Genomic DNA, 12,138 nt, shown 5'->3' with positions numbered 1-12,138 from the left:
TCTGCCGAAAGCCTCTGCCGACAGCGCTCGCTCTCCTGGGGAGAAACCTCACTGCTGGGCGGCGCGCACCGTGACAATCTCATGCTGCGCAGCCCACAGGTTGAGGTCGCGGTGCTGAAGGGCGGCAGCCATCAGTTCAGGGAACAGCTCCGGCGTACAGGCAAAAGTCGGAATGCCTAAAGCGGCCAGGTCTCGGGCCAGTTCCGTATTGAAGGCCGGCGTCCCCTGGTCGCTGAGAGCCAACAGGCAGATCAACTGAACACCGCTCTCCACCAGCGTGGCGGCGCGCTGCCGCATCCGCTTGCTATCTCCTCCCTCGTACAAGTCGGTGATGAGCACCAGCACTGTTTCGCGCGGACGCCTGATTACCTGTTGGCAGTAGCTCAGAGCGTGATTGATATCGGTGCCTCCTCCGAGCTGAACGCCGAAAAGCAGCTCGACGGGGTCCTGCAGGTGCTCGCTCAGATCGACCACCTCTGTATCAAAGACGATCATGCGGGTTGAGACGGCCCGCAGTGAGGCCAGCACGGCCCCAAAGATCGAGGCATAGACGACAGAGGCAGCCATCGAGCCGCTCTGGTCAACGCACAGGACAATATCGCGCAGGGAGGAACGGCGCTGCTTGCGCTGATGTCCGATCAGACGCTCGGGAATGAGAACCTGCTGCTCTCGCTGGTAATGGCGGAGATTGGCGCGAATGGTGCGGTCCCAATCGATGTCGGAGGGACGCGGGCGTCTGGTCCGGCTGGCGTGGCTCAAGCTCCCGCGTACGGCCTGCTCCATGCGATAGGCCAGCCGGCGCTCAAGCTCCTCAACCAGCTTGCGGACAACGCTGCGGGCCGTCTCACGTGTGCGCTCGGGCAGGGCATCTTTAAGCGCGAGCAGCTGGGTCAGCAGCCGCATGTCGATCTCAACAGTGGCCAATAGCTCCGGTTCTAGAAGTAGCTGCCTTAAATTGAGAAGTTTAACGGCATCATGCTGCAGAACATGTACCGCCGGAGTAGGAAAGTAGGTGCGAATGTCACCCAGCCAGCGCGGGAGGTAGGGAGCCGATGGTCCCAGTCCTCCAGAGCGCTCGCTGTCGTAGAGCTGCTCCAGAGCGCGGTCGATAATCCGGTCGCTGCGGCTGAGGAGCGACTCATCAGGCTCTAAGGCATCTTCGTTCAGCGAGGGGTAGAGCTTGAGGGCGCTGGCCGCCTGACGGCCCAGAATCAGACGCCAGCGGCGCAGGCGCTCCTTCTCTTCAATCGGCATGCAGGTTCACCTCCAACAGACGGCTCAGAACAGGCAAGACAAGGCGGGCCCGCTCTTCATTGAGGAGATCGGTGCCTGTGGCAGACGGCCCGGAGCGGGGGCGATGGAGGTAATAAACCTTTTCGCCCATTGCGCGCCGCTCAGCATCGGTGAAGCTACGGAAGGCGCGCCTCAACAGAGGCAGCAGCAGTAGAAACTGCTCTTCGCTGAGCGCCTGTAGCCACTCGTCGAGGGTGCGCCAGAGTCCGTCTAAAACAAGTAGACGCTGGCCGCGGCCCTCCAGCAGGCCCTCCAGCCAGAGCGCAGTTTCCTCAAGCGCTACAGCGGGAGAGAATTGGCGGCTGGCCAGGCGTGACAGAGTGGCGGAGTCCAGGCGCTGGCGGTCCAGCAGCAGCCGGCAGAACCGTCCACGCAGCAGCGGATGAGGGTGCTCATCCTCGCTCAGACGTTGCAGCAAACTGTGCCAGCTCTCTAGCATCTGCTCCTCACCGAAGGTCAACAGACCGCTATCCAGCCGCTCGATGCTGCCCAGCAGCGCACGTGCAGCATCCTCGTCGAGAGCCAGGCAGGCAGCCGGCAGGCCGATCTGGGCACGGGCGAAAAGCGCCTCTACGATAGAGTGCACCTGGGCGCTATCGCTACCGCGCACATCGCCGTAGCGTGCGACACGGGCCAGAGCTGGCATGGCGTCCATGATATGGCTCACATCGGTCGCCAGAGCGGCACAGGCCTGGAGGCGCTCCAGGAGCCGGGTGATAGCCGGAGGCAGCTCGGCCAGCAGCGCCTGATCCAGCCACTCGGTCAGCTGAGCCAGATGCTGGCAGCGCTCGGCAGTATCGATAGCCAGGTTCGTAGCGGCGCTTTCCAGGGTATTGCCCCAGACGTTGGCCTCGATCAGAAGAATGGTAAACTCATGCTGCCACTGTAGCTGCCAGCGCTCGTGGAAGGTGCCCCGTTTCGTCTTTGGGACAGGTAAGGGTTGGCCCCAGGGGATGCCCAGCAGGCGCAGCCGGTAGAGCAAGCGGCTGCGCGCCCGGTCGATCTCATTGCGTAGATCAAGTTCCAGCTCCTCGGCATCCGTTGAGGGCTGCAGACGCAGACGTCGCTGCTGCTGTTCCAGCTCGCGCTGTAGGGGAACTGCTGGCGTCTCCGTGGGAACCTGGCCCATGCGGGAGCCGACGGTCAGCCGCTGCCGGATCAGCTCCAGTGGAGCGGTCTCACCTCGGCAAAGCACGCTCTGAATAGCCTCATTCAGCTCGTCCAATCCCGGGGCGCTGGTATCGCGCAGGGCCGCCAGCGTCTCCGCCAGGCGTACAGCCTCGACAGCGCTGGCAGGAGAGGTTTCGAACCCCTCCTGGCGCAGCAACTCGGCTGCCCGTGCGACCCAGCGTATGCCGGCCTGAGCGGGGGTCGACCAGAGCAGCTCGTACCAGCCTGGGGCAGCGATGCCGGCCCCGTAGCCGCTGGCGTAAGTCAGGCGGTCGTAGCTCCAGGGAATCCAGGTAGCCTCTACTTTCACCCGCTTTAAGTTCTGCAGGAGGGCGCGGTCGTCGGCCTCAGAGAAGGCGTCAAGATCTTCGAGGGCGGGCAGGTGCCAGGCGCCGCAAACGACGGCGATACGCTCAAAACCTTCCGCTCGGGCCTGGCGCAGCATCTGCCGCATATGGGCCTCGCGCTGGGCTTCTCGCTCATGGCGGGGCGCGCTCCCGCCGCGCAGCACGCGCATGGCTTCCCGGATGCCCTCGAAGATTCCCCGTCCATCCCGCCGCTGCTCGATCTGTCGCTCCCACCACAACTCTTGGTCCTGATAGCCTGCAGCCAGAGAGAGCAGGGTCAGCGGGTCATCGACCTGGACAATCTCAGGCTCTTCTCTGGCGCTGGCCCCCTCGCTGGCTTCCGCCGTGGAGGCTGTTTCCTCTCCCTCCTCTCTCTCTCTGGCTGCCTCTTCTTCTCCAAAGACCAGAGCCTGTGGCAGGTCGATGAAACGCGCAGGAATCCCGCGCTCAAGAGCGTAGCGCAAAGCCTGCCACTCGGGTGAGAAGACCGTCAATGGGTAGTAGCTGGCCTGGCGCGGCTGCTCGGGTCGGTAGATCAACAGGGCCACTGGCGGAGACATCTGTGGATCAATGAGCAGAGGCAGAACCGCCTGGGCGTCAGCAGGACCTTCCACCAGCAGCAGATCGGGAGTAAGCTCGGCCAGAGCAGAGCACAGGCTACGGGCACAGCCGGGACCGTGATGGCGGATGCCGAAGAAAAAGAAAGCCACCGCTCAAATCACCTCCCGGCAAGCTCGATAGAGGTCGAGCCAGTCACTGCGCTCCTTCATGACCGTCTGCAGATACTCCAGCCAGACAATGCGGTCCTGAACAGGGTCCTTCACAATAGCTCCCGTCAGGCTGGCGGCCAGATCGCTAGCCCGCAGTCTGCCGTCCCCATAGTAGGCAGCTAAGGCCAGCCCACTGTTAAGCACCGAGATAGCCTCGGCTGTCGAGAGCGTGCCGCTGGGCACCTTCAGCGTCAGTCTGCCGTCCAGGGTCTTGCCCGCGCGCAACTCGCGGAAGACGGTCACCACGCGCCGAATCTCTTCCAGAGCTGGTTTCTCAGCGGGCAGCTCCAGCGCCCGGCCCAGGTCGCTCACCCGCTGCTCAACAATGCGAACCTCCTCTTCCACGCTCTGTGGCAGCGGCAGCACCACTGTATTGAAGCGGCGCATCAAGGCGCTGGACAGGTCGTTGACTCCCTTATCGCGGTTATTGGCGGTCGCGATCACGTTGAAGCCTTTACGGGCCTGCACCTCCCTATTCAGCTCTGGAATGGGGAGCGTTTTCTCCGAGAGAATAGTGATGAGCGTATCCTGGACCTCGCTGGCCATGCGCGTCAGCTCCTCGAGGCGGGCCAGCTTTCCCTCCTGCATGGCTTTCATCAAGGGACTGACCACCAGCGCCGCTTCTGAAGGTCCTTCGACCAGAAGACGGGCGTAGTTCCAGCCATAACGCAGCGCGCTCTCATCCGTGCCCGCCGTGCCCTGGACGAGTAGGGTTGAGTCGCCCGAGATAGCTGCCGCCAGATGCTCGCTGACCCAAGACTTCGCCGTCCCGGGCAGACCGTAGAGCAACAGAGCGCGATCCGTTGCCAGGGTGCTGATGGCGATCTCAATCAGGCGGGCGTTGCCGATGTATTTGGGGGAGATCTCGAAGCCATTTGGGAGACGTCCCCCCAGCAGGTAGGTGCGCACTGCCCAGGGCGACAGGCGCCAGTTCGGCGGACGCTGACGCCCGTCTACCCGGGCCAGCTCCTCGAGTTCCCCGGCAAATTGTTGCTCCGCGTGCTGGCGCAAAACGGCTTGGGCTGCGCGCTCTAGAGCCTGCTCGCTCTTGCTGGCCGAGGTGCGGTTTCGCTCCCGCTGCTGCGTCTCTTGTTGCGACTCCTTTTTCATTGGCTCGCTAGCTCCTTCTCCAGATCATGAAGTAAGGTGATCTCCGCTACAAAAGATTCAAAGTGAGACTTAATAGTGTATTGAGTGTAGTAAGCAGCTAAACCTGGAGAGCCTTCGGGGAACGAAATGGACTCAGTCACCTGCAGGGCAAGGTCGAGGCATTCCGTTGGAAGGGCGCAGGTCGCAATTTTAAGTGTTTCTCGCCACTGCAGGATTTCTTGCATCAATGATTCGTTCCTGCCTGTTGGATGCACCGTGCAGGACTCCAACAAGCGCGGTAGCCTCTCCTGCAGATAAGCAAGAAAGTAGTTACCGAACGAGGCGCCCCAGGGCTGAGGCAACTTGCTTAAGAGGACACCCCAGCTCTGGTGCCAGGGATGCTCGGAAGAGATCAGAACCTCTATGAGAAACTGCTCTGCCTCCTGCTTTGGCAGACAAACGAGCAGATCTGCGGCTCCCGTAAGAGGCTCATGCGTCTGCGGATCCGCCCAGGAGAGGAGCGCGCGGGCCCAGGAGGAAGCGCCATGCAGCAAAGTAGCTTGCCTGAGACCCGCCAGCACCGTCTCGCGCCAGTCGCTTTCAAGGAGACTGACGATCGTTGACGGAGAGAGCTGCAGTCGCTCCTCCCAGTGATTGGGAGGAACCAGACTGATGAGGTCTGACAGCCACTGGGTACGTGGCTGCTCCTCTGAGAGGCCGAAGCGTTTCCACTCTGGTGGAAAGACCTCTGGGGGGTGGATACAGATGCTGCATCCCTCGGGTCGCTGCTCAACCTGAAGCAGGTTGCCAGCTAGCGCCAGCAGCTCGCGGCGGCAGTTGGAAGCGGGCAAGCGCACTAGCAGCTCGCTAGCCAGGCGGCGTTCGCGCTGGCTGCGCCCGTACCGTAGCTGCTCAAGAAAAGGCTCATCGGCCTGTTCCAGTCCCAGCGCGAAGACTTCGAGCAAAGCCAGGCGCTGCTCTATCCCTTCCTCCGGCCAGGCTTGGGCCGCCCACTGGCGTGCCAGCGAGGGCTGATAGATCCGTAGCTGGCGCAGCAGCCTCTCTCTTCCATCGCGGCTACCCTCGCGCCAGTGCCAGTTTTTCTCCTCGTCGCTCATCTCGGTCACTGACCACAGACCGCTGACAAGCTTGCGCCAGGAGGGATGCAGGCTGCTTAACCAGCGCCCGCGCTTTCCCAACGCTTGCCCAAGAGAGGGCACCATTGCTGAAGAGGTCGACAGTCTCGCGAGGACGGCGGGGAGAAAGGGAGAGGGAAGGCGGCGGCCATGATTGACCAGTAGTCCCAGAGCCTGAAGCAGCAGTTCAGTTCCTGGCCGCTGCAGTATATTTTGGATTATCCGCGCGGCACTGGGAGAGCATGGAGCCAGCTCCTCGCTGGGAGCTGGGGCGATGTTTACCCCCAGGGGAAGCGTTTGGGTGCCTGCCAGGCTATAGATGGCCTCTGCCCCCGCCAGCAACAGCAGCTTGCGCTCCAGTGGCATGCTGGCAGGCAGCATATCGGGAAGCCCATTGAAGGGGGCCGCGGCCAGCTCGCCGGAGAGCTGGGCCTGACGTGTTCCGCTTAAAGCTATCTGAACCAGTCTCTCTATGCGTCTCATACTCTTCCTCTCCTGGCTACTGCCTGGACAAGCTGTCCCCAAAGGAAGCCAGCGGCTGGAAGCCTTCGCTGGCGCTCAAGGCTGCCAGCGGCAGCAGCTCCCTCCCATTCCACTCGCCGATAACAGTTAAAGGATAGCCACCTGAGAGGGCCAGTAATGGCCAGTGTTGGCCGCGACTCAGCGGCAGAGCCTGGCCGTGGCGGTCGCGGAGATACCAGGATTGACCTTCGTCGAGGCAGATAGGGCTGGCCTCCTTGAGAATGCAGAGGAAACGCTCCAGCCAGGGCTGGCGCGCCAGCGCCGTTGCCACCGTTTGTAAAAACTCATCGAAGCTGGAGGCTCCGGGCAGGTTCTCAGCGATAGGTATAGCTGGACCAAGGTACGCTAGCAGTCGGGCGCGTTGCCGATAGGCACTTGGCCAAAAGAGCAGCTCGGCTTCTTGTTCGCACCCCAGAGGATAGTGTTCAAAGAAGGCTGGCCGTTTGCCAGGAGAAAATTGCAGCAGCAGCGCCTCCTGACCCGTGTGGCGTCCAAGCAGCCAGGTCCGCTGCTGCCAGAGCTGGTCCCTCTGCTCTGTAGACTGGCCAAGGAAGAGCCAGCGATCGCGGACGCGCTCCCCACGGGCCAACAGCTCCTCTGGCTGGAGCGAGAGGCCCATAGCCTGGCGCACATCCTCCTGTAGCCCGGGGTCGAGCCGTTCCAGATGGCGGAAAGCCTCGCTCAGGAGAGCCAGTCGCCCGAGCTGGTGCACGAGAGCCTCTGGCCAACCGGGGTGACTGTAGGGGATCGCCGTCAGCGAGCGGAGGCGGCCAGCCAGGCCAGGGAGTTGCGCGTCATCCAGGGCCGCCGCCTGCTGCTCCCACTGACGCAGCGTCTCCCCCTGCAAATCGGCCAGGCCATTACGCAGCAGGTCGGCGAGCCAGAGATCAAAGCGCTCCAGACCCTGGAGCATCCGTTCTTGACGCCGCCTGGCCCGTTGCTGACGCCCTTGCTGCTGCTGCTGTTGCCGTGCGGAGGTTGGGATCTGCTCACTGCCTCCTCGGACCGTTGGCTGCCGAACGCCGCTCCGGCTGCGGGATTCCGTCAAGCGTGCGAGAGTAGCCTCGACCCACTCTGGTGGCCTGGCATCTGGCAGGCTGCTGGCCTTGGCCACGGCCAGCCAAAGCAAGCCGATGCTGTGCTTACAAGGAATCTTTCGACTGGGGCAGGAGCAGGAAGTATGCAGAGAAAGTTTATCCACGCAGGTACGGTAGAGAGCACTGCCCTGGCATTCCCCCCACAAGGCCTGCTCGTTTTGCCCCAGGCCCTGCCAGTGCTTCTGGTTCGCGAGCTTCTGCCCGGCCTGCAATACCTGATTATCGGGAGCAAGAGCGGCCACGGCCTCAAACGTTAATTCCATCTGTACCATCTTGCCTCCCTTCTGTTGCTTCCTCGGAAGATAGTGGTGGAAATCACGCTCTCGGTCAAAGAATTCTTTTCTTTGTGCGCCGAAATGGAAAGGCCCCCGGCTGAGCTAGCCTGGCAAGCGAACCTGACTGACACCCTCGTTGGCTGCAGATCGTGCCTCTTCTTAGAGAAGGGCAAGCGACAAGTGAAGAAGTCGAACTAAGCCAGGCCTCTTGCTGGCAGGAGGTGCAACAATGCAAGAACGGCTGAAAATCCACCATGTCCCCGTGAAAATGTACCGGAGCGAGGACCGTCTGATCGTGGCGGCTCCCATGCCGGGCATGGAGCCAGAAGACATTCACATTGAGCTGCAGGAGGGCGGGCGCCTGATCCTGCACGGGGATCTACGAGCTTTGCTCAAGGATGTCAAAGAGCTGCTGATCGACGAATGGAGCATTGGCGCCTACCATCGCGAGCTGCAGCTAGAGCAGACCGTCGATGGCGAGCGAGCCAACGTCACCTATGGGAATGGGGTTCTCGTGGTTGCCTTGCCATTGAGCGCTAGCATGCGCCCGGCCCACCTGACGCTCTCTGCTCACGGTCAGGCGCGCGGCCTTCATCAAGGCGGATCAGGTCACCCTTCCAACTGGACCTGAGCGTGACCGCTGCAGCCCAGGTGGCTCATGGTCTCCTGGCGCCGGTTCTCTCGGCGCGCTTCTACTGCTAGCCACCCTTACCTCTCCTGCGGTAACATATAGAAAGATCATTATTGATTGATTCAACTGTCTGGGCCTGTGCTTCCAGCGAACGCCGGTCTCCCATCTTGCTGACCAGCCTGCAGCGACCGGTCCGCTGGACAGGGCATTGATGAGCAGGACAGGACAGTACAACGCAGGACAAGGAGGGCAGCGGCATCATGACCAGCGATACCACCCCTTCTTCAGGAGAGAACCGGTACTTCATTGATATCGAACAAGGAGCGGAGACTGCCCGGCTCCTTGAGCAGGAGCGGCTCTTTAGCGAAGCGATGGGGGGCTTACTGCCGGAGCTGGGCGATCTCAGCCAGCTTCGACGAGTGCTCGACATCGCCTGTGGTCCAGGAGGCTGGGCGCTAGAGCTGGCGGCCCGTTATCCTCATCTAGAGGTCGTAGGGATCGATATCAACCCGACCATGATCGATTATGCCCTGGCCACAGCGCGGGTGCGGGAGTTATCCAACGTTACCTTCGAAGTAGCCAACGCCAGGCAGCGGCTCCCCTTCCACGACGCCTCTTTTGATCTGGCCAATGCGCGACTCATTATGGCCTTTATGGATCAGCAGAGCTGGCCAGCGCTTCTCAGGGAATGTCGGCGCATTCTCCGTCCCGGCGGCATCATCCGTCTCACCGAGATTGAAACCCCAGTCAGCAACAGCCCGGCGTATCAGCGCCTCTATGGCTGTCTCAACCGCGCGCTGGCTCTGCAGAAACGGACCTTTTCCGTCGACGGCAACTCCTCTGGGGTGGTCTACATGCTGGCGCGTCTTCTGCGTGAAGCGGGTTTTGTCAACGTCCAGCGCCGGGCCTTCTACTACGACGGCTCCTACGGGATGCCGATGCACGATAGCGGCTACAGAGACATGCAGGCCCTATTCTGTCTGACAAAGCCCTTTCTCTTGGCCAGCGGAGTTATCAGCGAAGGAGAATTTGAGCAAGTCTATCAGCAGATGCTGGAGGAGATGGCCGCGGAGGACTACACCATCGTCGGTTTTGGGCTGACGGCCTGGGCCGTCAATCCAGGTCCCTAGGCGGCAAGCGAACGGGCCCGGCTCAGTGCCTGGCCCGTCTGCCGCTCCGAACGAAGCCAGTACGGACACGGGCCGGCGACCGGGCAGTCAAACCTGCTGCCCGCCCGGCCAGAGTGCGGACCCGGCTGACCGAAGGCCAGGAAGCGGCCAGTCACAGCCGATCTCAGGAAGAACCCTTGTGCTGGGCGGCCAGGGCGGTGACGATCTCCGGGTGGAGCTGCCAGGTGCCATCTATCAACACCTGCTGGTCCCAGGGAAAGACCACCAGCTCATCCGTCAGCAGCGCCACCCTGGCTGGCTGCGGCCTGGCCCAGCTATGAGAGACCAGGGCGGCGGTCACCACCTGAGCCGCTCCGAGCGCGCGCGCCTGCTCCGCCACCAACGTCAGTGTCTCCCCGCTATCGGCAATCTCATCGACAACGGCAACGCGTTTGCCGGCCACCTCTGCAACCAGCGGCACATGCCAGACAGGTGAACTGAAACGCACCTCATCCTGAAGGCGCCGGCTCACTCGCACGGGATAGAGATCGAGCCGCAACGCGCAGGCGACCAGCGTGGCAGGGAAGAGGCCCGCACGAGCAATACCCACGATAGCTTCGATTTGCTCCTGGGCCAGGGCCTCACCCAGCTTGCGGCTCAGGTGAGCGACCTCCTCCCAGGAAAGGAAGCGGACGCCGCGTCGGCGGGCGTAATCATAGCTACGGATCTCCATGATAGATCATCTCCTATTTCTGGACTGTCTCGCGGCTGGCAAGTTCCAACGGTGAGCGGCCCGCCGACGCGTCCTGGCCCTCGCCAGAGAAAGCGGGCTGTTGGTAGAAGAGAGGTCCGCCGACCCGCCGTTCTTCAAGGAAGTTGACTGGTAGGGGTCGTGCGGACCATCGACTGCCACGACTGATTTTGGCCTCTCTGCTGCGTTGGCAGCGCCCGATGCCAGATTGGAGCGCAGCCGCTCAAGAGCCGCCGAGATAAGCCTGGCGCACCAGGTCATTCTGCAGCAGATTAGCGGCTGTATCGCTCAAGACAATCTTGCCGGTCTGCAAGACATACCCGCGGTCGGCCAGGCTCAGAGCCATCGAGGCATTCTGCTCCACCAGAAAGATCGTCACGCCCTCCGAGCGGATGCGGACAATTGTCTCAAAAACCGTCTCCACCAGGATAGGAGAGAGGCCCATTGACGGCTCGTCCATGCACATCATCCGCGGGCGCGACATCAAAGCGCGAGCCATAGCCAGCATCTGCTGTTCGCCGCCCGAGAGAGTGCCTGCGACCTGCTTCAAGCGCTCCTTAATACGTGGAAAAATCTGGCAGACGTGGTCAAGGTCCTGCTCTATCTCGGCCTTATTTGTCCGAGTATAGGCGCCCATCTGCAGATTTTCCAGCACCGTCATGCGTGGGAAAATGCGGCGCGCCTCCGGGACCAGAGCCAGGCCCAGGCGGACAATGTCGCTTGCGGGCCTATTGTCGATGCGTTGGCCATCGAAAGTAATGGTTCCTCGGCGTGGACGAACCAGGCCGAAGATTGTCTTCATAGTAGTTGTCTTACCGGCAGCGTTGGCCCCGAGCAGACAGACGATCTCGCCGCGACGCACCTCCAGATTGATATCGTGGAGCACCTGGATGGGGCCATAGAACGTATCGACGTGCTCCAATTTTAGCATCACTTCATTCATCGTGTCCCTCCCACGCTGGCGGCGGCCCTGTGGCGGACAACGGAGAGCTGCGGGGCTCCTGGCCCAATCAGTACTCGCTTACTCATGGTGGTTATTCGCCTCCCCCTCCGGCTCACGCCGAAGCGCCACCTGCCAGGTCTGGCGGTCGGCAGAAGCCGCCTTTCCGAGATAGGCTGTAATCACCCGCTCATCGCGGCGAATCTCATCGGGCAATCCCTCGGCGATCTTACGTCCATAATCGAGGACGGCGATGCGGTCGGAGATCCCCATAGTCACCATCAGCTTATGCTCGATCAGCAAGATGGTCAGGTGCAGCTCATCGCGCAGGCGGCGGATATAATGCACAGCCTCCATCGTCTCCGCCTCGTTCATGCCGGCGGTAGGCTCATCGAGCAACAACAATTTAGGGTTCGAAGCCAGGGCGCGGGCAATTTCCACCCGGCGACGATCGGCGTAAGAGAGATTGATGACGTACTCATCCTGGCGATCGACCAGATGCTGGCCGAAGAAGCTGAGCAGCTCGATGGCGCGGCGGCGGGCCTCCTCCTCCTCCTGTTTCACCCAGGGAGGTCGGAAGACCGCGTCCAGAATAGAGGCTTTCAGGCGCAGATGTTGGCCCACCAGCACGTTTTCCAGCACCGTCATATTATTGAAGAGGCGAATATTCTGAAAGGTGCGAGCGATGCCGCGCTGCACGACGTAGTTGGGCGTTGGTCTCTCGAGGGGCTGGCCCTCGAAAATGATCTCCCCCGTCGTAGGCTGGTAGATACCGGTGATCAGATTGAAAACCGTTGTTTTGCCCGCGCCATTCGGCCCGATGATGCTCACGATCTCCTGGGGATAGACGACCAGGTCGACATCCTGGACCGCGGCCAGGCCGCCGAAGTGCTTGGTCACCTTCTTCAGTTCCAGCAAAGGGCGGCGCGCGGGCTGAGGGGCCTGCTCGTGCTCAGCAGTCATGGTTGCAGCCTCCAGCTAGGAACAACCTCACTATTGGATAGCATT

Annotated in this window: 10 protein-coding genes; 2 read left to right on the top strand and 8 right to left on the bottom strand. The window is 61.8% G+C overall.

Going from position 1 to position 12,138, the window contains the following annotated elements:
- Positions 1-48 precede the first annotated feature (48 nt).
- The 5 genes from ACFMO7_RS17870 to ACFMO7_RS17850 are packed head-to-tail and all read right to left on the bottom strand — an operon-like array spanning position 49 to position 7,687.
- A complete protein-coding gene (locus ACFMO7_RS17870) occupies positions 49-1,254 on the bottom strand; it encodes a VWA domain-containing protein (protein WP_376796846.1) in 1,206 nt (401 codons plus the stop codon).
- Entirely contained in the window at positions 1,244-3,520 is a 2,277-nt protein-coding gene (locus tag ACFMO7_RS17865) for a DUF5682 family protein (protein ID WP_376796845.1), read from the bottom strand. Before ACFMO7_RS17865 ends, ACFMO7_RS17870 begins: the two co-directional genes overlap by 11 nt.
- Positions 3,521-3,523: 3 nt before the next feature.
- Positions 3,524-4,690, bottom strand: coding sequence for an AAA family ATPase (locus ACFMO7_RS17860; RefSeq protein ID WP_376796844.1), 1,167 nt, complete (start codon positions 4,688-4,690; stop codon positions 3,524-3,526).
- Complete coding sequence (locus tag ACFMO7_RS17855; RefSeq protein ID WP_376796843.1) at positions 4,687-6,288, bottom strand: DUF5691 domain-containing protein; 1,602 nt, start codon at positions 6,286-6,288, stop codon at positions 4,687-4,689. The genes ACFMO7_RS17860 and ACFMO7_RS17855 overlap by 4 nt, the downstream gene beginning before the upstream one ends.
- A 16-nt stretch (positions 6,289-6,304) precedes the next feature.
- Positions 6,305-7,687: an SWIM zinc finger domain-containing protein gene (locus tag ACFMO7_RS17850; protein WP_376796842.1), complete on the bottom strand. Its 1,383-nt coding sequence runs from the start codon at positions 7,685-7,687 to the stop codon at positions 6,305-6,307.
- Positions 7,688-7,928: 241 nt separating this feature from the next.
- On the opposite strand from ACFMO7_RS17850, the gene ACFMO7_RS17845 reads away from it, so the two are divergent.
- Both ACFMO7_RS17845 and ACFMO7_RS17840 read left to right on the top strand, forming a co-directional pair.
- Positions 7,929-8,330 carry an Hsp20/alpha crystallin family protein gene (locus ACFMO7_RS17845; RefSeq protein ID WP_376796841.1) on the top strand — a complete coding sequence of 134 codons (402 nt, stop codon included), beginning with the start codon at positions 7,929-7,931 and terminating at the stop codon, positions 8,328-8,330.
- 260 nt (positions 8,331-8,590) lie between these two features.
- Complete coding sequence (locus ACFMO7_RS17840; protein ID WP_376796840.1) at positions 8,591-9,460, top strand: class I SAM-dependent methyltransferase; 870 nt, start codon at positions 8,591-8,593, stop codon at positions 9,458-9,460.
- Between the two features lie 163 nt (positions 9,461-9,623).
- On the opposite strand, the gene ACFMO7_RS17835 is transcribed toward ACFMO7_RS17840, so the two are convergent.
- The 3 genes from ACFMO7_RS17835 to ACFMO7_RS17825 form a co-directional block, all read right to left on the bottom strand.
- Complete coding sequence (locus ACFMO7_RS17835) at positions 9,624-10,172, bottom strand: phosphoribosyltransferase (protein ID WP_376796839.1); 549 nt, start codon at positions 10,170-10,172, stop codon at positions 9,624-9,626.
- A 241-nt stretch (positions 10,173-10,413) separates the two neighbouring features.
- A complete protein-coding gene (locus tag ACFMO7_RS17830; RefSeq protein ID WP_376796838.1) occupies positions 10,414-11,133 on the bottom strand; it encodes an ABC transporter ATP-binding protein in 720 nt (239 codons plus the stop codon).
- A gap of 78 nt (positions 11,134-11,211) precedes the next feature.
- Positions 11,212-12,093 (bottom strand): ABC transporter ATP-binding protein, encoded by an 882-nt coding sequence (locus tag ACFMO7_RS17825; RefSeq protein WP_376796837.1) that lies wholly within the window; start codon positions 12,091-12,093, stop codon positions 11,212-11,214.
- Positions 12,094-12,138 lie beyond the last annotated feature (45 nt).

The sequence above is a fragment of the Thermogemmatispora sp. genome, from assembly GCF_042408735.1.
GTDB lineage: Bacteria > Chloroflexota > Ktedonobacteria > Ktedonobacterales > Ktedonobacteraceae > Thermogemmatispora.
This window is presented reverse-complemented; position numbering and strand designations above follow the sequence as displayed.